This is a genomic window from Kingella kingae ATCC 23330 (assembly GCF_900111845.1).
In the GTDB taxonomy this organism is placed as follows: domain Bacteria; phylum Pseudomonadota; class Gammaproteobacteria; order Burkholderiales; family Neisseriaceae; genus Kingella; species Kingella kingae.
Genome location: NZ_FOJK01000033.1, coordinates 143018 through 168894, shown reverse-complemented (window position 1 = coordinate 168894; position 25877 = coordinate 143018). Strand labels below are relative to the sequence as shown.

General features: G+C 47.5%; 22 protein-coding genes, 1 tRNA gene and 2 pseudogenes. 3 read left to right on the top strand and 22 right to left on the bottom strand.

The genetic code is table 11. The features are described from left to right. Positions 1–614: 614 nt before the first annotated feature. The 12 genes and pseudogenes from BQ5809_RS07665 to BQ5809_RS07610 all read right to left on the bottom strand — a co-directional run bounded on the left by BQ5809_RS07665 (position 615) and on the right by BQ5809_RS07610 (position 10155). Entirely contained in the window at positions 615–2312 is a 1698-nt protein-coding gene (locus BQ5809_RS07665) for a DUF927 domain-containing protein (RefSeq protein WP_003787407.1), read from the bottom strand. Next, a complete protein-coding gene (locus BQ5809_RS07660; RefSeq protein ID WP_111694393.1) occupies positions 2309–2509 on the bottom strand; it encodes a hypothetical protein in 201 nt (66 codons plus the stop codon). Before BQ5809_RS07660 ends, BQ5809_RS07665 begins: the two co-directional genes overlap by 4 nt. 91 nt (positions 2510–2600) lie before the next feature. Further along, positions 2601–2876: a hypothetical protein gene (locus tag BQ5809_RS07655; protein ID WP_003787411.1), complete on the bottom strand. Its 276-nt coding sequence runs from the start codon at positions 2874–2876 to the stop codon at positions 2601–2603. A 269-nt stretch (positions 2877–3145) separates the two neighbouring features. Continuing rightward, complete coding sequence (locus BQ5809_RS07650) at positions 3146–3382, bottom strand: helix-turn-helix transcriptional regulator (protein WP_003787412.1); 237 nt, start codon at positions 3380–3382, stop codon at positions 3146–3148. Positions 3383–3846: 464 nt separating this feature from the next. Next, positions 3847–5064 (bottom strand): annotated as a pseudogene (locus tag BQ5809_RS11635) (tyrosine-type recombinase/integrase). Positions 5065–5309: 245 nt separating this feature from the next. Next, positions 5310–5395: transfer RNA gene (locus tag BQ5809_RS07640), tRNA-Leu, on the bottom strand. A gap of 10 nt (positions 5396–5405) precedes the next feature. Beyond that, positions 5406–5771: a preprotein translocase subunit SecG gene (gene secG, locus BQ5809_RS07635; protein ID WP_003787416.1), complete on the bottom strand. Its 366-nt coding sequence runs from the start codon at positions 5769–5771 to the stop codon at positions 5406–5408. Between the two features lie 2 nt (positions 5772–5773). Continuing rightward, entirely contained in the window at positions 5774–6541 is a 768-nt protein-coding gene (gene tpiA, locus BQ5809_RS07630; protein WP_003787419.1) for a triose-phosphate isomerase, read from the bottom strand. 69 nt (positions 6542–6610) lie between these two features. Continuing rightward, complete coding sequence (ptsP, locus tag BQ5809_RS07625) at positions 6611–8347, bottom strand: phosphoenolpyruvate--protein phosphotransferase (protein WP_003787422.1); 1737 nt, start codon at positions 8345–8347, stop codon at positions 6611–6613. 2 nt (positions 8348–8349) lie between these two features. After that, on the bottom strand, positions 8350–8619 hold the full coding sequence (locus BQ5809_RS07620) for an HPr family phosphocarrier protein (RefSeq protein ID WP_003787424.1): 270 nt from the start codon (positions 8617–8619) through the stop codon (positions 8350–8352). A gap of 43 nt (positions 8620–8662) precedes the next feature. Next, complete coding sequence (locus tag BQ5809_RS07615) at positions 8663–9055, bottom strand: PTS sugar transporter subunit IIA (protein WP_003787426.1); 393 nt, start codon at positions 9053–9055, stop codon at positions 8663–8665. A gap of 122 nt (positions 9056–9177) precedes the next feature. After that, positions 9178–10155, bottom strand: a complete 978-nt coding sequence (locus BQ5809_RS07610) for an FAD:protein FMN transferase (protein ID WP_003787429.1) — start codon at positions 10153–10155, stop codon at positions 9178–9180. A 238-nt stretch (positions 10156–10393) separates the two neighbouring features. On the opposite strand from BQ5809_RS07610, the gene edd reads away from it, so the two are divergent. Then, positions 10394–12226, top strand: a complete 1833-nt coding sequence (gene edd / locus BQ5809_RS07605) for a phosphogluconate dehydratase (protein ID WP_003787430.1) — start codon at positions 10394–10396, stop codon at positions 12224–12226. 111 nt (positions 12227–12337) lie between these two features. On the opposite strand, the gene accD is transcribed toward edd, so the two are convergent. Both accD and BQ5809_RS07595 read right to left on the bottom strand, forming a co-directional pair. Then, positions 12338–13198, bottom strand: a complete 861-nt coding sequence (gene accD, locus BQ5809_RS07600; RefSeq protein WP_003787434.1) for an acetyl-CoA carboxylase, carboxyltransferase subunit beta — start codon at positions 13196–13198, stop codon at positions 12338–12340. A gap of 118 nt (positions 13199–13316) precedes the next feature. Next, on the bottom strand, positions 13317–14474 hold the full coding sequence (locus BQ5809_RS07595; protein ID WP_003787439.1) for a trans-sulfuration enzyme family protein: 1158 nt from the start codon (positions 14472–14474) through the stop codon (positions 13317–13319). A gap of 434 nt (positions 14475–14908) precedes the next feature. On the opposite strand from BQ5809_RS07595, the gene folE2 reads away from it, so the two are divergent. Further along, complete coding sequence (gene folE2, locus BQ5809_RS07590) at positions 14909–15685, top strand: GTP cyclohydrolase FolE2 (protein WP_003791190.1); 777 nt, start codon at positions 14909–14911, stop codon at positions 15683–15685. Further along, positions 15673–16161, top strand: a complete 489-nt coding sequence (locus BQ5809_RS07585) for a sensor histidine kinase (protein ID WP_003787443.1) — start codon at positions 15673–15675, stop codon at positions 16159–16161. Before folE2 ends, BQ5809_RS07585 begins: the two co-directional genes overlap by 13 nt. Before the next feature lie 72 nt (positions 16162–16233). On the opposite strand, the gene BQ5809_RS07580 is transcribed toward BQ5809_RS07585, so the two are convergent. The 8 genes and pseudogenes from BQ5809_RS07580 to ppc form a co-directional block, all read right to left on the bottom strand. Further along, the gene (locus tag BQ5809_RS07580) at positions 16234–17211 is read right to left on the bottom strand and encodes a malate dehydrogenase (RefSeq protein WP_003787444.1); all 978 of its coding nucleotides are present in this window, start codon (positions 17209–17211) and stop codon (positions 16234–16236) included. Between the two features lie 218 nt (positions 17212–17429). Continuing rightward, positions 17430–18305 (bottom strand): ribosome small subunit-dependent GTPase A, encoded by an 876-nt coding sequence (gene rsgA, locus BQ5809_RS07575; RefSeq protein ID WP_032827786.1) that lies wholly within the window; start codon positions 18303–18305, stop codon positions 17430–17432. 414 nt (positions 18306–18719) lie between these two features. Further along, a pseudogene (locus BQ5809_RS07570) lies at positions 18720–18938 on the bottom strand (MFS transporter); the annotation flags it as partial. A 92-nt stretch (positions 18939–19030) separates the two neighbouring features. Then, positions 19031–20281 carry a serine hydroxymethyltransferase gene (gene glyA / locus BQ5809_RS07565; RefSeq protein WP_003787450.1) on the bottom strand — a complete coding sequence of 417 codons (1251 nt, stop codon included), beginning with the start codon at positions 20279–20281 and terminating at the stop codon, positions 19031–19033. Between the two features lie 254 nt (positions 20282–20535). Further along, positions 20536–21411, bottom strand: a complete 876-nt coding sequence (rapZ, locus tag BQ5809_RS07560) for an RNase adapter RapZ (protein WP_003787457.1) — start codon at positions 21409–21411, stop codon at positions 20536–20538. After that, positions 21392–22360, bottom strand: a complete 969-nt coding sequence (gene hprK / locus BQ5809_RS07555; protein WP_003787458.1) for an HPr(Ser) kinase/phosphatase — start codon at positions 22358–22360, stop codon at positions 21392–21394. The genes rapZ and hprK overlap by 20 nt, the downstream gene beginning before the upstream one ends. Before the next feature lie 66 nt (positions 22361–22426). Further along, positions 22427–22870, bottom strand: coding sequence for a PTS IIA-like nitrogen regulatory protein PtsN (gene ptsN, locus BQ5809_RS07550; RefSeq protein WP_003787459.1), 444 nt, complete (start codon positions 22868–22870; stop codon positions 22427–22429). 143 nt (positions 22871–23013) lie between these two features. Next, positions 23014–25719 (bottom strand): phosphoenolpyruvate carboxylase, encoded by a 2706-nt coding sequence (ppc, locus tag BQ5809_RS07545; protein ID WP_032827765.1) that lies wholly within the window; start codon positions 25717–25719, stop codon positions 23014–23016. Positions 25720–25877 lie beyond the last annotated feature (158 nt).

Here is a 25877-nt window from a genome sequence, read left to right as displayed (position 1 = left end):
GTTGGTCTCGACGTTTAGCAAAAGATTTTGAGCAGACGAATTTATCTGCTGAAAATTTTGTTAAACTAGGGTATATTTCACAAATATTAAAATTTATCAAATAGTTGTTTGTGAATACAGGTTCTTAAACCGCCCTTTTTTTCTTGATAAAAAAGCAGCTCCCATTTTCAGCTCTGTTGATTTTATCTGCACAGATTTACAGTTCTGCTGGTTCACGGTAGTTTATCAAAAAAAGAAATTTTGTGTATATATAAGCAGAAGAACTGTTTTTAAGTGGTTATGTGGTTATAAGTAGGTTAATTATCTGTTTTTCATGAAAAAAGTCATATCCAGTAAAATTATGTTAATGGTTATGCGTGGAAATTGTCTATTTTCTTTACATTATAACTTATTGAATATAAATATATAACCAGTCATAACCAGTTCATAACCACTAAATAACCAGTATGGATATATCAAATTTTCTTTTATTTTCAAAAAGATAAAGTGTTAATAACCACATAACCACTTAAAAACGCTTTTTTTTCGCAGAGTAATTTTTTCTTGATAAACTGCTGTGAACCAAAAAATACAAAAAAGGCGTAACTATCTGAATAGTTATGCCTTTTTCTTGATTATTCTAAATCTTCGGGCATATCTGGGGGTATTTCGCCCACCAATACATAAAACCGCCCTTTGTCAAAACGCTGAATTTTCCAACGCGCCCCACTCGGGTTCTTTTTCAGCCAGCCGATACCATGTAAAACCGCACACCCTTTGCGTGGGTCTTTGCCTTGCAAAATTTCGTCTTCAAACACGTTCGGGATAATCCAATACTCCGTAGGCTCTACTTGCGATGTTTTGCGATAGCCTGCGTGTTCTCGGTTGGTAAATTCGCTGTTCCAACTGGCGAACCGTTCGCTTCCTGAATGCAACTGCATGAACATGACGGCTTGTTTAATGATTTGGCGGTCTTCTTGTTTACCTGTGCCGTTAAGCTGTAACCAATCGTCAAAGCATTGTTTCACGCCTGTCATGCCTACACCGTTCGCTAAACCTGTGATACCGCTTGCCAGCTCCAACGCGGCTGCCACTAACGCAAACTGTTTTGCTACTCTTCGCGCTTGTCCGTCCAAACTCGGCAAAGTCGTCATAAACGCGTTTAAAGCAGCTTGAACGCGCTCTGTGGGCGTGTTGGCTAATTGCTTAATCCATTCGCGCCCTGCTGCGCCGTGTTGCGATTGAGTGGCTGCCTGTAAATGCTCGGAAAGCGTTGCGCCGTCTGAAAACTCATGCAAGTTCTCATAAATACCGTATTCGGTGGCTGCTGGAATGCTCGGCAATCGCACGGCTTGCCCTGCTTCCCATTTTTCGGCTGCTGCATTCATGTAGGCGTTCATGCTGTATTCTTCTGTTGAAAATAACAGAATGCGCCATTCTTGCGCTGCTCGGTTTCCGCCGTCTTTTGCGCCTTGAATTTTGCTTTTACCGTTGATGACTGAATACGCGGTTTTGCTGATGGTTTTGGGGTGGGCTTCGCCGATTTCGTCCAACACAAGTAAACCATCATTTCTTGATAAAGCAGCATTGGAAAAGCCTAAATCTGTTCCGCGCCAAGTCATTTTAAGGGATTGCGGATTGCCAAACACGGATAACGCCACTAACGCTGCGGTGGTTTTGCCGTCTGAACTGTCGCCATAGATGTGAAAACCGCCGTTCTGCTCGCCGACCAATGCCAGCAAGGGAGCTGCTAACGCCGTGCCTAATGCCAACAGTAAACGGCTGTTACCTGCTGCATATTGCGCCACTTGGCTTTGCCAGTCTTTCAGGCTGCCTGAAACGGTGTAGGCATGGGCTTGGCTCGTATCGCCATTGTAAATAATGCGCTCGGCGTGTTGGTTGTCGGGGCGGATAATGTCGCCGTTTGGCAGCGTGTACGCTTTACCTTGCCAACCGCATTTCTGCGTAACGATGTAGGGCGTGTGTAAACCGTTGGTTTGCAAATAGTCGGCTAATAATTCGCGTTTACGCCGTCCTGAATGCACGGTTAAGCCGTGTTTTAACAAGCCTTGCCAGTTCGCGCCAATTTCTGCCATCGGCAACGCAATCACGCGTGTTTGTTGGGTCAAATAATCGCGCCATTCAATAATGCGGTAATGGCTGCCGTCTTGGTCGCGTCCGCGTCCGATGAGTTCAATGCAATCGGATAAGCGCAAGGGGGCTTTTTCGCTGCTCGTACCGTCTTTGTCGGTTACTACGTCCACAAAATAAACGCCTGTGCGGTCGCATTCGTAACGCGGTTGCAAGATGATTTCTTCAAATTCATTTTTCATGATGATTTTTCCAATGTTTTCAGCAAGTCAGCCAATGCGATAACCATTTGCATCTCTTGCAAGGTTTCTGCTTCGTGCCACTCATCGGCGTTCATCATGGGGGAGCTGCCAAACGGCATAGGATTTAAGGCAGCCTGAATATTGCCGTTCAGCTCGGTTTGTTTGGTGTGAAAATGGGGGAATTGATGCGTTTTCATTGCGTTTTCCTTTCGGATAGGTAAACGCATTCCCACGCCGTGAAATTGCGTGTACGCGGTTTTCAGGCAGCAGGAATGTGGTTGCCTGAAATTAGTAATGGTGTGTCGGGTTAATAGTGCGTTCTAACAGCTCGGCTGCTAATTGCAACGTATTGAGAAGTGCTTGTTTGTGTTTGTCATCAGCAGAAATGCAATAACCAAGCGTAGCCAACATATCGGCAACACGGCTAATTTCTAAAATAGCAGCGTTGTTCAACACAAAAACATCACTCAAATAAACGGTGTCGCCATGAGCAATGTACAAATTTTGGGAAAGATTAGATTCTGCAAAATCAGCAGGTAAATGAGCTGGGGGAATGTCATACATGATTGAGTACCTTTTCTACTGTGGCTAATAGTCGCTTTCCGTTCCTACACGGTGGGCGACAGACAAAGGGCAAAGAGTAGGAAACTGGCACAATAGAACCAGTGGGCATAAGCCCACTTTGCCCCTGTCTGCCATAGTCAGAAAATAGGTACAACAAGGGGAATGCAAATAAAAAACCGCATTGTAATTCAAATAATTACATTGACGGCTATTTGCCTATTGTGTTCAGCTTCCTACGGCTGGTTGCGCTATTGAACGCAACGGCGCGATTATTGCCCTTTGCTGGTGGGTTTGTCAAGGGGGTTTTGCTGCTCGGCTGCTAACTGGTCTAAATAAGCGGTGATTTCGCTCTTTCGCCACGCGGTTACATTTGGGCTAATTTTGATGGGTTTCGGGAACTCGGGGTGATAACGGCGGTTGTTCGGATTAACCCAATTCCAAATAATCGTATCAGACACGCAAAGCAATTTTGCCAGCTCTTTCACCCTAATCAGTTGGTTACTCATCGTTCATCTCTGTTTACTCAATTTCACAAATTCTACACAAAAGTATTTATAAATCAACAGTTTCTGATTTTTCTTGATGTAAAATTTTGTAGCCCGTTAGGGCGTTTTCGCGAATGCGGAATTTAAAAATCATCAATTTATGATGATTTTTGGCACGTTGTGCCTATCCTGCATCTTTTGATTTTTAGTGTATTTAGAGATTGAATATAGAAAATAAGCAAATTGATTGCTCATTAGTTGCTAATATGTTGATAATAGATTGCTGACACTTGCTCTTGGTTGCAATGATTTGATTTTATGCTGCTTATTGCTTGTATATTTATTTATTTCTTATTGCTTGCTAATCATTGCCTTTAACGGCAAATTAGTTGTATTTAACTTAAATTAACAATTTAAGTATTTTTCATGAAAAATGTTGATGCAAAATAGGCACCCCACAATGCGTGGGGCGTGTTATTTGACTTTCAGGCTGCCTGAATATTGTGTAACGCTTTGTTGAAATATTCGCGCAAATGGTCTGAATACCATTGCATAAACTCGGTGCGCTCTGCCAAATATTCGGCGCGATTGTAGGCAGCTCGGATTTTATCGCTGGGAATGTGCACTAATTGTCGCTCTATGGCATCGGGGTTAAATCCGCGCTCGTTTAAAATGCTGCTGGCTAGACTTCTAAATCCGTGCGGCGTAGCGATACCCCCATAACCTAACCTTTTTATGATGGTATTGAGCGTTACTTCGCTAATCACGCCTGTTTTAGCGGTTCTGCTCGGAAATAAATAGGGGGTATGTCCTGTTAGCTCGCGTAGCTCGGTTAGCAGCTCCATTGCCCAATCTGAAAGCGGTATTAGGTGCGGTGGCTTGGGTTTGTTCTTTTCGTGCTTCATGCGCTAGGCTGGGATTATTCATGTTCGCGCTGTGAAGTCTATTTCTTGCCATTGTCCGCCCCTAAATTCGGTGCTTCGCGCAAATGTCAGCATAAGCAGTAGCATTGCAATTCGGCTTTGCTGGGTAATGTTTCCTGTAAGCAGCCTGAAATAGAACTCGGTTAATTCGCTCTCTGGTAAGGCTGGCAAATGTTGGGGCTGTGTTCGTGCCAATGTGCCACGCAATACGGCAGCAGGGTTGCGGTCGGTCATTTCCAAAATGGCTGCGTGCGCGTAAATGGCTGCTATCCATTGGCGGATTTTTTCGGCGGTAGCGGTGGCGTTGCGTTCCACCACTCGCGCTAATACGGCTTTTACATCGGCTACGCTAATCTCATTGAGCTGCTTACTACCAAGATAAGGGAACACGTCTTTTTTGAGTTGGTTAAATATTCGCGCTGCATTGTGGTCTTTCCAGCGATGCAGGTTCGCTGTATGCCATTGCATAGCGATTGCCTGAAAGGTGTTTAGTTGCGCTGCTCTGCGCTCGGCTTTGGCTTGTTGTTTGGCTTGGCTGGGACTAATACCGTTGGCTTTCTGCTTTCGTGCATTCATGGCGATTTCTCGCGCTTGTGATAGCGTGATTGTGGGGTATGTGCCAATAGACAAAGTTTGTCGCTTACCATCAATCGTGTAATCTAATCGCCAATATTTACCGCCATTTGGTTTTACAAGTAAATACAAGCCTTTATCGTCAGTTAATTTATACGGCTTTTCATGCGGTTTTGCTTTTTTGATTTGCTGGTCATTTAGTTTCATAGTTTCAACAACTTAAATTAGTTTTTACGGTACTTTTACGGTGCTTTTTTGAGATACCGTAAAAAGTACCGTAATTTTTCGGTTAATTCAAGTTCATCAAGGTTTATGACAGTTGGCTATTTATCAGAAAAAAATGAGTTGGCTAATGTACCTGAAAGCCTTTATTCATAGTGGTTTTGTTCATTGTGGTTCATGGCTGTTCATGTAAAAAAACCGCCTGAAAATCAGGCGGTTTTTTCTTTGGCTGGTGCCGACAGCGAGACTTGAACTCGCACGAGCTAGGCTCACCACCCCCTCAAGATGGCGTGTCTACCAATTTCACCATGTCGGCTAAATTTGAATTATTGTGCAGAGCTGGCTGCTGGCGATGCAACGCTTGCAGGTGCAGTCGTTGTGCTAGTTGCAGGCTGTGTTGTGGTGGTTTGTTGTACATCACTAAAATCTAGTGTACCTGTTTTGCCGCTGTGCGAGTGTACATACGACAAAGCCAAGCACGATGCAAAAAACACGGCAGCGCAAATGCCTGTTAAGCGCGTCAGAAAGTTGGCATTGCCTGCTGAACCGAACACACCTTGTGCGCTGCCCGAACCGCTACCAAAACTTGCGCCCGCGTCTGCGCCCTTGCCGTTTTGCATCAACACCAAAATGATAATGCTCAACGACGAGAAAATATTAATAATCCAAATAATTGTTTTAAACGCTTCCATAATTATGCTTCTTGTGCCGCGTTGATAATCGCGGTAAATGACTCGTATTTTAACGATGCGCCACCCACCAATGCACCATCTACATAAGGGACGCTAAAAATTTCAGCAGCGTTTTTGTCGTTCACACTGCCACCGTAAAGGATGCGAATGTTAGCATCATTGCCGCACAATGACAAGATTTCGTTGTAGATAAACTGGTGCATATCGGCAATTTGTTCTTTGGTGGCAACTTTGCCTGTGCCAATCGCCCAAACGGGTTCGTATGCTACGGCAAAGTTTTGTGTTTTCAAGCCTTTGAATACGGATAATTGGTAGGCAACGGCTTCTTTTTCGCGACCGTCTTCGCGCTCTTTTAGGCTTTCGCCCACGCACAGCAACGGAATCAAGCCCACATTTAACACGTTTTCAATTTTTAGGCGTTGAATGTCGTTTTTTTCGTTGAAATACAAACTGCGCTCGGAATGTCCGATTAACACAATATCCACGCCCACGTCTTTCATCATTTCGGCGGACACTTCGCCTGTGTACGCGCCTTTGTCGGCAAAACGGCTCACGTCTTGGGCGCAAATGTGGATTTTGTTGTTCAACACAATTTGCACGGCGTGATGTACTTGCGATAAATAAACGGTTGGCGGACTAATGCCAATGCACACGCTATCGGCGGCTGGCAGGCTGCGGAGTTTGTGTACCAAGCTGTTGTTGCTGTGTAGCTGTCCATTCATTTTCCAGTTGCCAACCACCCATTTTTGTTGCCAGATATTTTGTTCCATGATGTTTGTCCTTTGTATGATTAAAGTGCAGGCTGCTTTTTAATTGTAGCGCAAAAGCAGCCTGCACTTTTACATTTCATTTAATTTTTTTAACAAAGCCGTGGTTTTATCAGGGTCTTCGTTGCGAATTAGCTTGATGATGTCAGTTTCTAAATCTTCGGTATGACTGCGTAACACCACATCTTTCACGCTCAATAAATCGCCCACATTCATGGAGAATTTACGCAAGCCCAAGCCGAGCAATAAGCGAGTGTATGTCGCATCGCCCGCCATTTCGCCGCACACCGACACGCCTTTGTTCATGCGATTGGCGGTGCGGATAATGTGTGCCAACAGCTTCAACACGGCTGGGTGCGCTGGCTGATAAAGATAGCTGACAGCATCATCGCTTCTATCTACCGATAGCGTGTACTGAATCAAATCGTTTGTGCCAATAGACACAAAATCCACTAGTTTGAGCAGGCTGGATACAGTCAGTGCGGCAGATGGGATTTCAATCATGCAGCCAATATCCACATCGGCAAACGTCTCGCCGCGTTCGGTTAGCTGGCGTTTGGCGGTTTCCAAATGCATCAGCGATTGTTTGAGTTCGGACAAGCTGGCAATCATCGGGAACATCATTCGCAATTTGCCATGTGTGGCGGCGCGTAAAATCGCGCGCATTTGGGTGCGGAACATGACAGGTTCGGCATGACACAAGCGAATGCCCGTTAGCCCCAAAGCTGGGTTGAGCGCAGCATTGGGCGTGCCGTTGTTGCCAAACCAACGTGGATTTTTGTCCACACCCAAATCCACGGTGCGAATGGTCAGAGGCTTGCCTTTGAGTTTTTTCGCCATTTCGCTATACGTTTGGAACAGCTCGTCTTCGGTGGGCAGCGAATCGCGGTTCAAATACTGAAATTCGGTACGCAACAAGCCCACGCCGTCTGCGCCAATATTGTGCAAGGCTTTGATGTCGTCCATGTGTTCAATGTTGGCGAGTAATTCAATTTCTTCGCCGTCTTCGGTGGTGGTGGCGGTTTTTTTCAGTTTATTCAGGGCTTTTTGGTGTGTTTTGAACTCTTTTAAACGGCGGCGATATTCTGCCAACACGATTTCGTCTGGGTTGATAATCAGCACGCCTGTCATGCCGTCCACAATCACCCATTCGTTTTCCGAAATTAGTTGCCGCGCATTGCCTGTGCCAATCACAGACGGAATGTTTAGGCTGCGACCCAAAATTGCCGTGTGGCTGGTTGGCCCGCCCATGTCGGTGACAAAGCCTTCAATTTTGGCATCTTTAAAAAACACCGTGTCGGCTGGCGACAAATCGTGGGCGATTAAAATCGTGTCGTCCAACAAGTTTTCGCCGAACACGATTTCGGTGTTTTGTCCGACCAGATTTTTTTGGATACGCTCAACCACTTGTAACATATCTTGTTTACGTTGGCGCAAGTAATCATCGTCAATCGCGTCAAATTGCTGGCTTAAATGGTCAGTTTGGATTTTTAACGCCCATTCGGCATTGATTTTTTGTTGTTCAATAATATCAACAGGTTCGCGTGATAGGGTTACATCGGTCAGCAGCATCAAATGCAGCGAAATAAACGCGCCCAATTCGGTTGGAGCGTTTTCGGGAATGGCGCTGCGGAGCTGTTCCAGTTGCTTGCGTGTGGCTTTAATCGCGGTTTCAAAACGGGCGGTTTCGTTGGCGATTTCGGCTTCGTGCAAGTGGTATTGTGGCACTTCGGAGCTGCCACGCACCACCAATCGGGCGCGACCAATTGCAATGCCTTTGCCTGCTGCGTAACCGTGTAACACAATCATGCTTATTCTCCCTCGCCAAAGTAGTCGGCAATTAGGGCGCACAACGCGGTCATGGCGGCTTGTTCGTCTGCGCCGTTGGTTTCGATTTCGATTTCTGTGCCTTGTGCGGCGGCGAGCATCATCAAGCCCATGATGCTTTTGCCGTTTACGCGCTTGCCATTGCGCGATACCCACACTTCGCTTTGAAATTGCGCTGCCGTTTGCGTGAATTTGCTGGACGCGCGCGCGTGTAAACCAAGTTTGTTGATGATTTGAACGGTTTGGGTTTGCATGATGGAAATTCCTTGAAAGATGAAAAAGCAGCCTGCACAGTGTTTATTCGGTAAACGCCATAATACCGTTGATGCCAGCTTGTTTGACCAATTCCACAAAATCGCCCAACTGGCTGGATTGAGTAGAATAATTAACCGCCTTAATCAACATAGGCGCGTTCAATCCGCTTATCATTGCCGACTGCGGCGATACCATTTTCATGGCGGCATTGCACGGTGTTGCGCCAAAAATGTCGGTTAAAATCAACACGCCATTGCCGCGATTGATGTCGGGTAAAATCGCTTGGGCGCGCGAGATAATGTCTTCGTGGTCATCGGTTGTTTCCACGTTTAAGATGTGGATATGCTCCAAATTTTGGTTGGCAAAAAAATGTTGTGCCAGTTGTTTGTATGCCGCACCCAGCGTTTCGTGGGTGATGATGAGTAAGCCTATCATGTTTGTGTTCTCTGATTGGTGGTTTGTGGGCGAAAGTATAACCTAATTAACGCTGTAAACCATATAAAAAGCAGCCTGCACTTTTGTGTTGATTACAAAATGCAGGCTGCTTTGACGTTTATTTACCCCAACATTTTCACACTACCGTCCAACAGCACCAACCACGCCTTCGCGCCTGTTTGTTGAATCGCTGCTTGGATTTCGCTCTCGCTGCTTACCGCAAACGCAGTAGAAAGCGCGTCTGCCAACGCCGCGTTGTCGGCAAGCACACTCACACTTTGATAACGCGGTGCGCTGCTGCCCGTGCGTGGGTCAAACAAATGCGTGAACTTGCCTGCCACATCAAATGGCGTACCAAAACCGCTAGACGTTGCCAACGCCTGATTTTGCACAGGAATCGCCACATTTTGCAGCGTGCCATTGCCTTTTGGATTTTGGATTTTGGCGTGTTGCAAATGTTGCTTGTGCGTGTCCAAATGGCGTGTTTCGCCCATATCCACCAGCGCATAAGTCAAGCCCTCGTTTTGCAGCAATTGCGTGATGCGGTCGGTGATGTAGCCCTGTGCAATGCCGTTGAGCGTTATCGCCATATTCGCTTGCGTAAACGCGATGTGTTGACTGTTCACGCGCACATTTTTCCAGCCAACGCGGCGCAAAGCAGCCTGCACATTGGGCGCGGTTTGGCTATTGGGTTGGCGCGAAAAATGTTGTGCGAACTGTTGCCACAACACTTGCACAGTCGGGTCAAATGCGCCTTGCGTGATGCGATGAATGCGCTGCACTTGGTTCAACACCGCCAGCAAATCGGCAGACGGCGCGTGCAGGCTGCCTGCGCGGTTCAAGCGCGATACTTGGCTGTTGTCCTGATACACGCTGAATATTTTTTCCAGTCGGGTGACTTCGGCAAGCGATTTTTGGATTAGGCTTTCTGCCAAAGCGCGATTGGGGTGATACAAACGCAGCTCGGCATCTGCGCCCAACGCCACGCCTTGCCACACAACAGGTTCGGTTTTCGCCTGCGCCCAAGTTCGCGTTGGCAACAAAGCAGCAGCGGACACGGCAGCGGTAATCCCAATAAAACGGCGGCGAGTGGTTTGCATAATTTCAATCCTTTTATTTATTGATTAAGATTAGATGAAAATTATAGCCCTTAACCTTAATTTGCATAAATCTTTTTTGTTCTGCTTGATTTAAATCAACAACGCAAAGCAGCCTGCACTTTATTTGGTAACAAAACTACAATTACGACCATAAACCCACCCAAATAAAGGCAGATTTACGCTGTTTTTTTTGTTTATATCGGTTACAATACTACACGTTATTGATAAGGAATCCGCAATGAAATCACTCCACCCAAAACTAGCCGAAATCACACAACGCATTATTGAGCGCAGCAAACCTACACGCGAAGCCTATCTGGCTCGCATTCGCGCATTCAAACAACAAGGCAAACTGGAACGTGACCAGCTGGGCTGCTCCAACTTGGCGCACGGTTATGCTTCTATGCCCAAAAGCATCAAAATTGAAATGCAAAAACCCGATGTCCCCAATTTAGGCATCATTACGGCATACAACGACATGGTGTCCGCGCATCAGCCATTCAAAGATTTCCCCGATTGGATTAAAGACGAAGCGCAAAAACACGGTGCAACCGCCCAAGTGGCTGGCGGTACACCTGCGATGTGCGATGGCATTACGCAAGGTTACGAAGGCATGGAATTGTCGCTGTTTTCGCGTGATGTGATTGCGATGAGCACCGCGGTGGGTTTATCACATCAAATGTTTGATGGCGCGTTGTTTTTGGGTGTGTGCGACAAAATCGTACCAGGCTTGGTGATTGGCGCGTTGTCGTGCGGTCATATTCCTGCCGTGTTTACACCTGCTGGCCCAATGGAAAGCGGCATCGGCAACAAAGAAAAAGCGCGTACTCGCCAATTATTCGCCGAAGGCAAAGTAGGGCGCGAAGCCTTGTTGGAAAGCGAAATGGGTTCTTATCACAGCCCTGGTACTTGTACATTCTACGGCACGGCAAACTCCAACCAAATGATGATGGAATTTATGGGTTTGCATTTGCCAGCCGCCGCGTTTTTTAATCCATACACACCAATGCGCGAAGCCTTGACCCGTCATGCCGCCGTGCAACTGGTACAAGACATTCGCAGCAAAAAAGCCAAACCAATCGGCGAAATGCTGTCTGAAAAATCATTCATCAACGCGATGATTGGCTTGATGGCAACAGGCGGTTCAACCAACCACACCATGCATTTGGTGGCAATGGCGCGTGCAGCAGGCGTGATTTTGAATTGGGACGATTTTGATGAAATTTCCAACATCATTCCATTATTGATTCGCGTGTATCCAAATGGTCAGGCAGATGTGAACCACTTTGCCGCCGCAGGTGGTTTGCCATTTGTGATTCGCGAATTGCGCGAAAACGGCTTGTTGCATGATGATGTGGACACGGTGGTTGGACACGGTATGCAAGCCTACACGCAAGAGCCGTTCTTGGATAACGACAAATTGGTATGGCGCGATGCCACAGCGCAAAGTTTGAATGATGAAATTCTGCGTACGTTTGACAACCCATTCTCGCCAAACGGCGGTTTGCGCTTGATGAAAGGCAATGTCGGACGCGGCGTGATTAAAGTGTCAGCCGTTAAAGACAGCCACCGCATTATTGAAGCCCCTGCGATTGTGTTCAACGACCAAAAAGAAGTTTTAACCGCATTTGAACGCGGCGAATTGGACGGCAAAGATTTCGTGTGTGTGGTACGTTTCCAAGGTGCGCGCGCAAATGGTATGCCAGAATTGCACAAATTAACGCCACCTTTGGCGATTTTGCTTGACCGCGGACAGAAAGTCGCATTGGTAACAGATGGACGTATGTCGGGCGCATCGGGCAAAGTGCCAGCGTCTATTCACATGTCGCCAGAAGCGTCTATGGGTGGTGGCATCGGCAAAATTCAAACAGGCGATTTGATTCGTTTTGATTCGGTAACAGGCGAATTAACCGCTTTGGTTGATGAAAAAGAATGGGCAGTGCGTGAAATTCCTGCTGCCGATTTAAGCAAAAATCATTACGGCGTAGGACGCGAATTGTTCGCAGGATTCCGCGCCCAAACCAGCAGCGCGGAAACAGGCGCGATGAGTTTTGGTGGCGATTTCGCGTGATGATGTGAATAATGTGAACAAATAAAGTGCAGGCTGCTTTTTCTGGGAAATGGAAAAGCAGCCTGCATTTTTGGTTGATTAAAGTGCAGGCTGCTTTGTTATTTTGTTTGATTAAACCACAGGTTCTTGACGGCGCAACAAGGTAATTAAATCCGCCAAACGCTGTTTCATATCGCGTCTATCCACAATTTGGTCAATCGCGCCTTTTTCCAGCAAAAATTCAGCGCGTTGGAAGCCTTCGGGCAAGGTTTCGCGCACGGTTTGTTCAATCACACGCGGGCCTGCAAAGCCAATGAGCGCGTTGGGTTCTGCCAACACAATGTCGCCCAAAAAGGCAAAACTTGCCGATACGCCACCCATGGTCGGGTTGGTTAAAACCGAAATAAACGGCAAATCTTTTTCGCGCAACAAATGCAGCGATGCGCTGGTTTTGGTCATTTGCATCAGCGAGCTTAAACCTTCTTGCATACGCGCACCGCCCGATGCGGCAACGCAAATAAACGCGCAATTATCGGCAACCGCACGGCGCACGCCTTGCACAAAGCGTTCGCCCACCACCGAACCCATTGAACCGCCAATAAAACGAAATTCAAACGCGGCAACCACAACAGGCAAACCGTGCAGGCTGCCTTTCATCACCACAATCGCATCGTCTTCGCCTGTGGCTTTTTTTGCGGCAGATAAGCGGTCGGGGTATTTTTTGCTGTCTTTGAATTTGAGAATATCGGTCGGCTTGATGTTGGTAGCGATTTCTTCTCGCCCTTCTTCATCGAGCAACATATCCAAGCGTTCACGCGCAGAAAGGGCTTCGTGGTGTCCGCATTTGGGGCAAACGTGATGATTTTTAACCACATCGGTTACGTATTGCGTTGCGCCACAGGCATCGCATTTACTCCACAAACCTTCGGGAATGCCTGATTTGTTATCGGATTTTTTGATTTTTGGGGGAAGAATTTTGTCTAGCCAGCTCATGCTGATTCCTTTGTTGTGCTGAATATTTAGGTGCGCCGAATATTCACTCTATAAAGCGCAAGTGGGCGAAATATAGCGGTTTTGGCGTTGTTTGACAATACGCAAGCAGCCTGCACTTTTATGACAAAGTCGTATTCAACGCTTGGTCAATATCGGCATAAATATCTTCAATGTCTTCAATGCCCACCGAAAAGCGCAACAAGCCAACACGAATGCCCAATGCCATTTTGACATCGTGCGCCATGCCGCTGTGCGATTGCGAGTAGCAATGGTTGACCAAACTTTCCACGCCGCCCAAGCTGCTTGCTAGTTGCAGCATATGCAGGTTTTTAATCACGCTGTTTACGGCTTCGCGCGTGTCGTTTTTGAGATAAACCGTTACCACGCCGCCAAAACCGCGCATTTGGCGTTTGGCTAATTCGTGGTGTTCGTGCGATGGCAAGCCCAAGTAGAACACGCGCTCAATCGCTGGGTGTTGTTCCAAGCGTTCTGCCAATATTTGTGCGTTGGCAACGTGCTGTTTCATGCGAACCGACAGCGTTTTGATGCCGCGCAACACCAGCCAGCAATCCATCGGTCCTGCAATGCCACCTGTCATCACCATCATGTTTTGCAAGGGTTTTGCCAGTTTTTCGTCTTTGACAACGGCAACGCCCATCAGCACGTCTGAATGTCCGCACAAGTATTTGGTTGCGGAATGGAAAACGATGTCGCAACCTAAATCCAGCGGATTTTGTAGATAGGGCGTGGCAAAGGTGTTGTCTATGCCAACCAATGCGCCGTGTGCTTTGGCTTTTTGTGCCAGCAGTTCAATATCTACTACGCGCAATAATGGGTTGGACGGGGTTTCCAGCCAAATCATTTTCACTTTTTGTTCTGTCAAGATTTTGTCCAAATTTTCGGGCTTGGTTAAATCGGCAAAAATGACGTTCACGCCCCATTTGGCGTACACATCGTGCAGCAAATCGTAGCTGCCGCCATAAATATCGGACACAGCAACAATGGTGTCGTTGGGTTGCAAAAAGGTGCGGAAAATGCAGTCAATAGCTGCCATGCCGCTGCCAAAAGCAAAACCGTGTGTGCCGTTTTCTAGCTCGGCTACGGTGTCTTCTAAAATTTTGCGCGTGGGATTGGCTAGGCGCGAATAACGAAATGGAATGTTTTCTTCCAATTCGTGCATGGCGAACATGCTGTTTTGATATAGGGGCGGCATAATGGCACGTTGGTGTTCGTCTGCATCGTAAGCGGCGTGAATGGTTTTGGTGGAAAATTGCATGATAAAAGTCCTTTTGTAGAAAAAGCAGCCTGCACTTTTTATCGCAAGCTATTAGCATAGTGGATTAAACTCAAACTAGGACAAGGCGACAACGACCGCCGTGTACACCTAGTACATAAGGGAGTTGGCAACGCGGTAATAGTTTGAATTTAATTCACTATAAAATCAAAGAATGTGATTGTATGCCAAAACAGGGCAAAGTGATATACTCTCGCGCTTTCAAATAGCAGCCATTCTCAAACACACATGCAGGCTGAGACCTTTGCAAAACCCCAGATTTGAGTGCAGTTCAAAGTGATAGCATCGCAGAACGCGCAGATAATATTGAAATATTTTCAAGCGTTCGAGAAGCGCATCACGAAGAAATGCGCAAAAGATGGGGTTTTGCAAAGGTCTCAGGCTGCAATCAACATATACACAAGGAAATAAATCGCATGAGTGCCATTGCAGACGTGCAAAGTAGTAAAGATTTACGCAACATTCCCATCAACCAAGTTGGCATTAAAGACTTGCGTTTTCCGATTCGCGTGCAAAGCGCACAGGGCGAACAGCACACGGTGGCGCGTTTGACGATGACGGTGTTTTTGCCTGCCGACCAAAAAGGCACGCATATGTCGCGTTTTGTGGCGTTGATGGAAGAGCAACAGTTGGCATTCAACGCGCACAATCTGCGTGATTTGACCGCGCAAATGGTGGCAAAACTGGATTCACATTCGGGCAAAATTAGCGCGACTTTTCCGTTTTTCCGCACCAAAACCGCGCCTGTGTCGGGCATTCAATCGTTGTTGGATTACGATGTAACGCTGTCGTGTGAAATCGTGCAGGGTAAAGCGCAAAGCAGCCTGCGCGTGTTAGTGCCTGTTACCAGTTTGTGTCCGTGTTCCAAAGAAATTTCGCAATATGGTGCACACAATCAACGCTCGCACGTTACCGTGTCGCTGAACACCAACGCGCCTGTGGAAGTGGAAGAAGTGTTGGATTGGGTGGAGCAACAAGCGTCTTGCCAACTGTATGGCTTGCTCAAACGCCCAGACGAGAAATTTGTTACCGAACGTGCGTATGAAAACCCGAAATTTGTGGAAGACATGGTGCGCGATGTGGCGACGATTTTGCAGCAAGATTCGCGCATTGATAGCTTTGTGCTGGAAAGCGAAAATTTTGAGTCTATTCACAATCATTCGGCATATGCGGTAATTGAGTGGGCGCGGTAAAGCAAGTCAGCGAAGAAATACCGCGTACATCGGTTGCGGTGCAGCCCATTTTGCGCCGTGTGATTGAAGATTTATTGCCGCTTGCCGATGCCAAAAACCACGACATTGGCGTGATTTCCAGCGAAAATCCCAGCATTTTGGCAAACGAATTGGATATTTACACGCTGATTAAAACCCTTGTCGACAACGCCATTCGCTACACGCCAAACGGTAGTCAAATTGACCTGTCAGCGCAAATCCAAAACAATAAGCTGTTGATTTGTATTGAAGACAATGGCAACGGCATTCCACAATCCGAACGCGAACGTGTGCTGAATCCGTTTTATCGCATTTTGGGCAGCGGCGAAACGGGAACAGGTTTGGGGCTGTCCATTGCCGACACGATTGCTAAACGCTATGGCGGCAACATCACGCTCAAAAGCAGCCTGCACTTTGAAACAGGCTTGCGTGTGGAAGTTTGGTTGTCTTTTGATTGAATCAATAAAATAGAAAAGCAGCCTGCACTTTGAATCAATCAAAAAGTGCAGGCTGCTTTTTAAATCAAGCGATTACAACAAATCTTTCACGCCATCTTTTTCGCCTTCCAATTCGGCAAGCGTTTTGTTGATACATTCTTGGCTGAATGCGTCCATTTCCAAGCCTTGCACGATTTGGTATTCGCCGTTTTCGCAAGTAACAGGGAAGCCGAACATGGTTTCCGCTGGAATGCCATACGAACCGTCAGATGGCACACCCATCGTTACCCATTTACCGTTTGTACCCAGCACCCAATCGCGAATGTGGTCAATCGCCGCGTTGGCTGCCGATGCCGCAGACGACAAACCACGCGCTTCAATAATCGCCGCGCCACGTTTGCCCACCGTTGGCAAGAACACGTTGGCATTCCATTCTTGGTCGTTAATCATCTCTTTGACGCTTTGGCCGCCAATGGTCGCAAAGCGGTAGTCGGCATACATGGTCGGTGAGTGGTTGCCCCAAACACACAATTTCTCAATATCGCGCACCGCTTTGCCTGTTTTTTCGGTAATTTGGCTGACAGCGCGGTTATGGTCAAGACGCAACATTGCCGTAAAGTTTTTCGCTGGCAAATCAGGCGCAGATTTCATCGCAATATACGCATTGGTATTGGCTGGGTTGCCCACCACCAACACTTTCACATTACGGCTTGCCACTTTGTTCAACGCCGCACCTTGCACGGTAAAGATTTGCGCGTTGGCTTGCAACAAATCGGCACGTTCCATGCCAGGCCCGCGTGGACGCGCACCCACCAAAATCGCGATGTCGGCATCTTTAAACGCCACTTCTGGGTCGTCCGATGCAATCATGCCGTCCAACAATGGGAAGGCGCAATCTTGCAATTCCATCATCACGCCCTGAACGGCTTTTTGCGCTTGTGGCAAGTCCAACAGTTGCAAAATCACGGGCTGGTCTTTGCCCAACATTTCACCAGAAGCAATGCGGAACAACAATGCGTAACCAATTTGACCTGCTGCGCCTGTTACGGCAACACGAACGGGTTGTTTCATAGACCTATCTCCATAATAATATTGATAAAAAAGTGCAGGCTGCTTTTGCCTGTAATCGTGTGTTTACGCCAAGTTTTGTAAACAATCTGTAAACAGATACATCATAGCAGCCTGCATCATCAAATACAAGCAGCCTGCACTTTGTTTTGTTATCTAATGATTTTAGTTCATGGCGTTGCGCCGCCATACCCACGCTAGATAGCAGCGAACCCGAACAATTAGTGGTCTAACTCATCGCTAATCTTTTGCAGCAATGTTAAGCGTTCGGCGCGGATTTCGCCTTGTTCTGCGGCTTGTTTGAACGCGCAATTTGGCTCGGCGCGGTGGGTGCAGTTGTGAAAACGACATTGCCCAATCAAATGGCACAAATCGGGAAAATAGTGCGGCAAATCGGCAAGCTGTAAATGGTGTAAGCCAAATTCTTGCAAACCTGGGCTGTCTATTAACTTGGTTTGTTCGTCCAAATCATACAGTTGCGCGTGGGTGGTGGTGTGTTTGCCCGAATCCAGTGCGGCTGAAATGTCGTTGGTTCGTGCCAGTTGTTCGCCCAGCAGCGCGTTGGTTAGCGTGGATTTGCCCATGCCGCTTTGTCCGAGCAAGATGTTGGTGTGTCCGTGCAACACGTTGTGCAGGCTGCTTGCGCTGGATTCGTGTAGCGCAGACAACTCAATCACTTCATAACCTAATGTTTTATAAAATGAAAGTTTTTCGCGCCAAATAGCCGTTTCGGGCAAATCGCTTTTGTTTAGTACGATAATGGCGTGAATGTGCGCTGCTTCGGCGGCGATGAGTGCGCGTTGCAACAAGGCTTCGCTGGGGCTGGGGACGGCTGCCAACACAATCAAAAGTTGCGATACGTTGGCGGCAATGAGCTTGGATTTCCACGCGTCTTGGCGATAGAGCAGGCTTTGGCGTTCCTGCACGGCTTCAATCACGGCTTGTTCTTGGTTGATGATTTGAATGCGAACCCAGTCGCCGCACGCATAATCGGTGCGTTTGCTGCGCGTGCTGGCTTCGTAGGTTTGGGATTGGTCGGTGCGGACGATGTAGCGGCGACCGTAGCTGGCGATAATTTGGGCGGTTGTGGAAGACATGGTTTTTTGTGGGATAGAAATAATTTTAGCCAAATAATTCTGAATGTGTACCCAAACGGATTAACTGTAATTCTTGCTCGTCTGTTTTATATAGTGGATTAAATTTAGATTAAGACAAGGCGACAACGACCGCCGTGTACAGCTAGTACATAAGGGAGTTGGTAACGCGGTACTAATCTAAATTTAATTCACTATACAACTCCATTACATTAAAATTACGTTTTCATTATAATTGATATAAAAATGTGCAGGCTGCTTTTTGTAGACAAAATGGCAAAGCAGCCTGCACTTTATTTTATTGGTTGATTAAAATGCAACAGCACCTTCAATCAACTAAAACAAATCAAATACTTTAATGAACACCATAATCATACCATAAGCCAGTGGAACGCCCACCAACAACCAACGCCACCACACGGCAAGCGCAATGCTGAATACCCAGCCAACTGTGGTCAATTTCCAGTCATCGGGCGCGGATTGTGTGATACCGATGAGTTTGGTTAAAGGTGCGTTGAACACGGAATAGGCGTAAATTTGCCCAATAGACAAATGTACTGCCAACGCGGCAGGCGGTACGAGCCAGCGATTGTAGTCGTGCGGGGCGATGGAATGAGAGCAGTCTAGAAATGACATGAGTAATCCTTATCCAACAAAAAGTGCAGGTTGCCTAATGTTTGCTACAACACTAGGCAGCCTGCACTCTACACATTGCTGCTATTTAAGTTTTATGCGCCATAAACAGGGTTTTTGTCGCACAAAACTTTGGCTTTTTCTGCCACTTGTTTCAACACGGCTTCATCGTTTGGATTTTCCAACACATCTGCTACCAAATTCGCCAATTCACGCGCATCGGCTTCCGTAAAACCGCGAGTAGTAATCGCTGCTGCGCCAACACGAATGCCTGATGTTACAAACGGTTTTTCAGGGTCATTTGGAATCGCGTTTTTGTTAATCGTGATATGTGCTTTGCCCAACGCTTCTTCGGCTGCTTTACCCGTGATGTTTTTAGGACGCAAATCCACCAAGAAAACGTGGCTTTCAGTACGACCAGAAATAATACGCAAACCGCGTTTTACCAATTCTTCCGCCATGGCTGCTGCGTTGATTTTGACTTGTTTTGCGTATTGTTTGAATTCAGGTTCTAATGCTTCTTTGAACGCAACGGCTTTTGCAGCGATAACGTGCATCAACGGGCCACCTTGCAAACTTGGGAAAATGGTAGAGTTCAATGCTTTTTCATGCGTATTATCACGACATAAAATCACGCCACCGCGAGGGCCGCGCAAGGTTTTGTGTGTGGTTGTGGTAACAAAATCCGCAAATGGAACGGGGTTCGGATATTCGCCACCTGCCACCAAACCAGCGTAGTGCGCCATATCTACAAACAGATACGCGCCTACTTTGTCCGCGATTTCGCGGAAACGCGCCCAATCAATTTCCAAAGCGTAAGCTGACGCGCCAGCCACAATCATTTTGGGTTTGTGTTCTAACGCCAAACGCTCTACTTCCGCGTAATCCAACACTTCGTTTTCGTCCAAGCCGTAGGTAATCGCGTTATACAATTTACCTGAAATGTTCACGCTCGCGCCGTGGGTTAAGTGTCCACCGTGTGCCAAGCTCATACCCAAAATGGTGTCGCCTGGTTTCAATACAGATGCGTAAACCGCTTGGTTGGCTTGCGAACCTGAATGCGGTTGTACGTTTACATATTCTGCGTCAAACAATTTTTTTGCGCGGTCAATCGCCAGTTGTTCTGCCACATCAACGTGTTCGCAACCGCCGTAATAGCGTTTGTTTGGATAACCTTCGGCATATTTGTTGGTTAATTGGCTGCCTTGTGCTTCCATAACGGCACAGCTAACGTAGTTTTCAGACGCAATCAATTCGATGTGGTCTTGTTGGCGTGTTACTTCGGCGGCAATAGCGGCTGCCAATTCTGGGTCGTATTGTGCAATGGTTACGCTTTTTGAGTACATAACAGTTTGTCCTTGTGGTTGATGTGGGTTAAAAAGGAAGTGGGATTGTAAAAGATTTTGCAGGCTGCTTGCATGAAATTTATCGGTTTTGTTTGTGTGTTCTATTCATTGATACCTGCTGCGGCGTGTTCAAGCAGCCTGCACTTTTTGTCCGAGTCTTTGATTTGTGGATATAGTGAATTAAATTTAGATTAGTACAGCGTTGCCAACTCCCTTATGTACTAGATGTACACGGCGGTCGTTGTCGCCTTGTCCTAATCTAAATTTAATCCACTATATTTTATCTGCCGATGCCGTGTAATCACTTGAAATTGCCCACACAAACGTGCGGCAAGCTGTTCGGTTAAATACACCGAACGATGTTGTCCGCCTGTGCAGCCAATGGCAATGGTAACGTAGCTGCGGCTTTCGTCTTGCATTTTGGGCAGCCATTTTTGCATGAATTGGCTGATGTCATTGAGCATTTCTTGCGCTAAATCTTGTTGATTTAAATACTGAATAATCGGCTCTTGTGTGCCGTTGTAGGGGCGCAAGTCGGGCAAATAATAGGGGTTGGGCAGGCTGCGAACATCAAACACAAAATCGGCAGCAGGGGCAGCGCCGTATTTGAAGCCAAACGATTCTATGCTGATGAGCAAGCTGCTGTGGTCGGCATCGAGCCATTGGGAAACGCGCTGGCGCAGTTGTTGTGCGGTTAGGTGCGTGGTGTCCAAACAGTATGCCAAGTTACGCAAAGGCAGTAGCCATTCGCGTTCATGGTTTAGGCTATCGTGCAGGCTGCCTGCACTTTCTTGCGCGAGTGGGTGGCTGCGGCGTGTTTCGGAAAAACGGCGCAATAACACGGCTTGGTCGGCTTCCAAAAACAGAATTTGAACGCTGTGTCCTTGTTGGCGCAGGCTGGCGATGAGTTCATTTGCCATGCTGGTGTTGGGGCGCGAGCGTATGTCTAGGCTAATGCCGAGTTTTTCGGTGTGCAGGCTGCTTTGCCAGCTGGTGGCGTGGTGGCGCACCAGTTCGGGTATCAATGCGAGCGGTAAGTTGTCCACACAATAAAAGCCGTGGTCTTCCAGCAAATTGAGTGCGACCGATTTGCCTGAACCTGATAAGCCACTAATCAATACTATCTTCATCGTTTAACTCGCTGTCGGGTTTGTTCATCATTGCCTGATGGCGTTCCAAAAATTCTTTGGTGCTGTCTTTGCCGCGCAGTTGCAAAATATAGTTGCGAACCGCCGCTTCTACCAACACCGCCAAGTTGCGACCTGCGGCAACAGGCAACACAACCGAACGGATTTTCACGTTCAAAATGGTTTCGGTTTCGGTGCGAATCGATAAGCGGTCGAGTGTTTTCATGTAATCGTCATCGGCAGGCACAAGCTGGATAATCAATTTAAGCTGCTTTTTGGGGCGGATACTGGTTTCGCCAAAAATGTGGCGAATGTTCAATACGCCTAAACCGCGTACTTCCAAAAAATCGCGCAACATGGTTGGGCAGCGACCTTCTAATACTTCGGGTGCGGTGCGATGCAGTTCTACCGCGTCATCAGCAACCAAGCTGTGTCCGCGTGAAATCAGTTCCAACGCCAATTCACTTTTGCCCAAACCTGACGCGCCAGTGAGCAATACGCCCACTTCAAACACATCTAAAAACACACCGTGTTTGACGGTGGACACAGCCAACACACGTTGTAAATAAATCCGCAAAACGTCCATTAGATACGGGCTTTCCAGTGCGGACGTGAGCAGCGGTACATTGTGCGTGTGGCAATAATCGCGCAGACTTTGCGGCACGGGCAAATCGTTGGCAACAATCACCAACGCCATCGGGAAATTGAACAATTCGTCCAAGCTTGTTGGATTGTCGGACTGTTCCAGTTTTTGCAAATAGGCAACTTCGGCAACGCCCAGTACTTGCACTTGGTTGTGGTGGATAAAGTTTAAATGCCCAACCAAAGCTAGGGCAGGGCGGTCGGCTTCTACGCTAATGCGGTTGTCGCCGCCTGCTGTGCCTGCTGTCCACGCCATTTGTAGCTTTTGTTGGTTGTCTTGATAGAGTTTGCGAACGGAAATGCTGGGCATGGAGTTTCCTTGTAAACAAATAGTGCAGGCTGCTTTTTGTGTATTCAAAAGCAGCCTGCACGGTGTTTAATTGAGTAATTGTTGGATTTGTTCGGCTGTTTGGCTTTGCAACAAAGCATCGCGCACGGCTTTGTCGTTGAACTTGCCAGCCAAGTGCGACAAGATTTCCAAATGCTCGCTGGTTGCCGCTTCTGGCACGAGCAACACACACACCAACGACACAGGTTTGCCATCGGGTGCGTCAAAATCCACTGCTTCTTGCAGGCGAATAAACGCACCGCAAGCAGCCTGTACACTAGCATGACGACCATGCGGAATCGCTACGCCATGCCCTAAACCAGTTGAACCCAAACGCTCACGCGCAATCAGGCAGTCAAAAATTTCGTTTTGTGGCAAGCCAGCTTGTTCGTGCAGCAGTTGCGCTACTTGTTCAAACAAGCGTTTTTTGCTGCTGGCTTGCTGGTCTAACACAATATGAGAAATCGGAATAATATCGCCAATGGCTTTCATGTTGTTTACTACTTTGTTTTTGGAGAGACGGTGCGAATTTTAACGCTTGCTAACATGATGCACAAACGATTTAACAAAAAATATTGGTAACTGCTTGTTAATAATCGTAGATAAAAGCAGCCTGTATTTTATCTATCCACCATTTACCCCGTATTCCGCAACCCTTGCGCCACGCCGTTAATTGTTTGATGCACCATTTGCAAAACGTGTTGATTGTTTGGGTCTTGGCGCAATTTTTTCAGCAACGCCACTTGCAAGCCGCCCAGCGCGTTTAAATACGGAATCCGCAATGCCAAACTTCGTGCCAAGGCGCGGTTGTCTAGCAGCAATTCTTCCACTTGCAAAATGTCCAACAAGGCTTGGCGGCTGCGTTGGTATTCGTCTTTAATTGTGGCGAAAATGGCTGCGCCGTCCGCGCTGTTTTCGCTCAACGCGGCATAGTGTTCGGCAAGCGTCAAATCGGTTTTTGCCATCACTTGTTCCATATTGGACAGCATGGTGCGGAAAAACGGATTGTTCTGCGCGTGGTCTTGCAATTTGTGCAGGCTGCTTGGGTCGCTTTCGCACAATTTGGCGACTGCTGTGCCAAAACCATACCAAGCAGGCAACATCAAGCGGTTTTGCGTCCACGAAAACACCCACGGAATCGCGCGTAAATCTTGGATTCGCGCCAAGGTTTTGCGACTGGCTGGGCGGCTGCCCAAGTTCAAGCTGGCGATTTGCTCAATCGGGCTGGTTTGCAAGAAATAGTCAATAAAACCGTTGCGCGTAATCAACGCACGATAATGCGCGAACGATTGCTCCGACAGCGCGTTCATCAACGCAATATCGGGGTCTTGTATGGCGGGCAACAAAGTCGCTTCCAAGGTTGCCGCTACCAGCGTTTCCAGATTACGCGCCGCGTTGCTTGGGTCGCCATATTTTGATGTGATGACTTCGCCCTGCTCGGTAATGCGGATTTGCCCTGCCACGCTGCCAGCAGGTTGCGCCAAAATCGCTTGATAAGACGGGCCACCGCCACGCCCCACGCTGCCACCGCGTCCGTGGAACAAACGAATCCGCACATCGTGTTTTTGGAATAACTGCACCAAGCCAATTTCCGCTTGATACAAACCCCAAGTGCTGCTGATGTAGCCGCCGTCTTTGTTGCTATCGGAATAGCCCAACATAATTTCTTGCACATTGTCGCGGCTGCTCACCAAAGTGCGATACCAATCCAGCACAAACAGCGTTTCCATGACTGGACAAGCGTTGGCAAGCGCGTCAATCGTTTCAAACAACGGCACGATGTTGATACGCGACACAGGCTTGCCGTTTTCAATCTTCAATAAACCCGTTTCTTTTAAAATCAACGCCAAAGCCAGCAAATCGCTCGGTTTTTCGCAGTTGGAAATAATGCTTTGCGAAATCGCGTCTTCGCCAAAATCGTGTTTGATTTGATGTGTAGCGCGGAAAATATCCAGCTCGTAACACGCCGCCGCGCTGTATGCCACAAATGGGTTTAACAGTGGACGTGGGCTGCTCAATTCGCGCAACAACACTGCTTGTTTGTCGGATTCAGACAAGCTGGCGTAGTCTTCCAAACCTGCGTGTTGGAACAATTCTGCCACCACGTTTTCGTGTTTTTCGGCGTGTTGGCGCAAATCCAGCGGCATTAAGTGAAAACCACACACCGACACAGTGCGAATAATATCTGCCAAACGTCCGCTTGCCAGCACGCCGCTGCCGTTTTGTTGCAGGCTGCTTTGCAAGGTTTTTAAATCGCGCAAAAACTCGTCCACATTGGCATACGGTTCGCCCAAACCAAATTTGCAGCCCAGTTTTAGTCCCAGCGCATTTGCCTTGCCTGCCATGCGCGACAAAATCAAGCCAATGGCACGGCGATACGGCTCTTCTTGTCGGGAGACTTCGGTGTCGGGCGATTTTGCCGACAGCAACAACACGCCATCGCTGATTTGCGTGCGGCGAATAGACAGCGGCAATTCCTGATACAAGGCTTCCAGCTCGCGGCGATAGTGATGAAACGCGGCATCGGCATGACGCACAAACGCATCACGCAAAGTCTGCGCGGTAACAAACGGATTGCCATCGCGGTCGCCACCAATCCAGCCGCCAATTTGCAATAAATTGGGCACAGAAATATTGGGAAAAGCAGCCTGCAACTGTTTTTCCATGCGACGATAAAACTTGGGCAAGGCTTGGAAAAAGCTCATTGGGAAGATGTTTACGCCGTTGTTGATTTCGCTGTTTACGCTCAATTTAAAATGGCGCGTTTCGCTGGTTTGCCAAAGGGTTAGCAACACAATATCCATTTCGTGCTGCAAATCGCCCAATTCTTCTGCGCTGCGACAAAATTCACGGCGTGGCAACAGGGCGCGAATTTTGCGGTGCGAAATCAACGTGGCTTGGCGTTGCACTTCGGTTGGGTGCGCCGTCATCACTGGATTGACTTGGGTGTTGTTTAACACGTTTTGTAATTGGGTTGATGAAATATTTTGCGCCTGAAATTTTTGAATGGTCGCTGCCAAACTGCCATCGCTGGCTGCACTGCCTGCGTGTTCGTGCGCCAAACGGCGGCGTTCGTGGTGCACGTCTTCGGCAATGTTCAGTACCTGCGCGAACATACCCACTGCTGTGATTAAGTTTTCGGTTTGCTCGTCCGACAAAGACGGTAGCAATTCGGTTATCACATGGCTGGCATCGTGCGCTTTTGCCAAAATTTTGAGCGCGTTCACCACCATTTCGTCTGCGTGATTTTCTAGCATGGCATACAGCGAAGCCGTCATGAATTCGGCATCGGCAAGCAAGGGCGCGTCTTTTTCGCTGGTGAGCAATAAATCGAGCTGCATAACAAGTCCTTTCATGTTTGAATGTGTTGGGATTATGGCATAAGAGTTAAATTTTGTTAAACAAAAAACAGCTTATTTTTTAAATGGTTGTTGTGATTTGTTTTTAATCAGATAAATAGATAAAAAATAGCGTGCAGGCTGCTTTTGTGTGATAAAAA

Bases quoted from the DNA above. Each gene is read 5' to 3' on its own strand.
- BQ5809_RS07620 (WP_003787424.1), bottom strand. From the start codon at position 8,619: ATGCAAACCCAAACCGTTCAAATCATCAACAAACTTGGTTTACACGCG.
- rapZ (WP_003787457.1), bottom strand. From the start codon at position 21,411: ATGAAGATAGTATTGATTAGTGGCTTATCAGGTTCAGGCAAATCGGTC.
- BQ5809_RS07650 (WP_003787412.1), bottom strand. From the start codon at position 3,382: ATGAGTAACCAACTGATTAGGGTGAAAGAGCTGGCAAAATTGCTTTGC.
- BQ5809_RS07660 (WP_111694393.1), bottom strand. From the start codon at position 2,509: ATGAAAACGCATCAATTCCCCCATTTTCACACCAAACAAACCGAGCTG.
- ptsN (WP_003787459.1), bottom strand. From the start codon at position 22,870: ATGAAAGCCATTGGCGATATTATTCCGATTTCTCATATTGTGTTAGAC.
- accD (WP_003787434.1), bottom strand. From the start codon at position 13,198: ATGAGCTGGCTAGACAAAATTCTTCCCCCAAAAATCAAAAAATCCGAT.
- BQ5809_RS07580 (WP_003787444.1), bottom strand. From the start codon at position 17,211: ATGAAACAACCCGTTCGTGTTGCCGTAACAGGCGCAGCAGGTCAAATT.
- BQ5809_RS07595 (WP_003787439.1), bottom strand. From the start codon at position 14,474: ATGCAATTTTCCACCAAAACCATTCACGCCGCTTACGATGCAGACGAA.
- BQ5809_RS07665 (WP_003787407.1), bottom strand. From the start codon at position 2,312: ATGAAAAATGAATTTGAAGAAATCATCTTGCAACCGCGTTACGAATGC.
- BQ5809_RS07615 (WP_003787426.1), bottom strand. From the start codon at position 9,055: ATGATAGGCTTACTCATCATCACCCACGAAACGCTGGGTGCGGCATAC.
- tpiA (WP_003787419.1), bottom strand. From the start codon at position 6,541: ATGGAACAAAATATCTGGCAACAAAAATGGGTGGTTGGCAACTGGAAA.
- ptsP (WP_003787422.1), bottom strand. From the start codon at position 8,347: ATGATTGTGTTACACGGTTACGCAGCAGGCAAAGGCATTGCAATTGGT.
- BQ5809_RS07610 (WP_003787429.1), bottom strand. From the start codon at position 10,155: ATGCAAACCACTCGCCGCCGTTTTATTGGGATTACCGCTGCCGTGTCC.
- glyA (WP_003787450.1), bottom strand. From the start codon at position 20,281: ATGTACTCAAAAAGCGTAACCATTGCACAATACGACCCAGAATTGGCA.
- secG (WP_003787416.1), bottom strand. From the start codon at position 5,771: ATGGAAGCGTTTAAAACAATTATTTGGATTATTAATATTTTCTCGTCG.
- rsgA (WP_032827786.1), bottom strand. From the start codon at position 18,305: ATGTCTTCCACAACCGCCCAAATTATCGCCAGCTACGGTCGCCGCTAC.
- hprK (WP_003787458.1), bottom strand. From the start codon at position 22,360: ATGCCCAGCATTTCCGTTCGCAAACTCTATCAAGACAACCAACAAAAG.
- edd (WP_003787430.1), top strand. From the start codon at position 10,394: ATGAAATCACTCCACCCAAAACTAGCCGAAATCACACAACGCATTATT.
- BQ5809_RS07655 (WP_003787411.1), bottom strand. From the start codon at position 2,876: ATGTATGACATTCCCCCAGCTCATTTACCTGCTGATTTTGCAGAATCT.
- folE2 (WP_003791190.1), top strand. From the start codon at position 14,909: ATGAGTGCCATTGCAGACGTGCAAAGTAGTAAAGATTTACGCAACATT.
- ppc (WP_032827765.1), bottom strand. From the start codon at position 25,719: ATGCAGCTCGATTTATTGCTCACCAGCGAAAAAGACGCGCCCTTGCTT.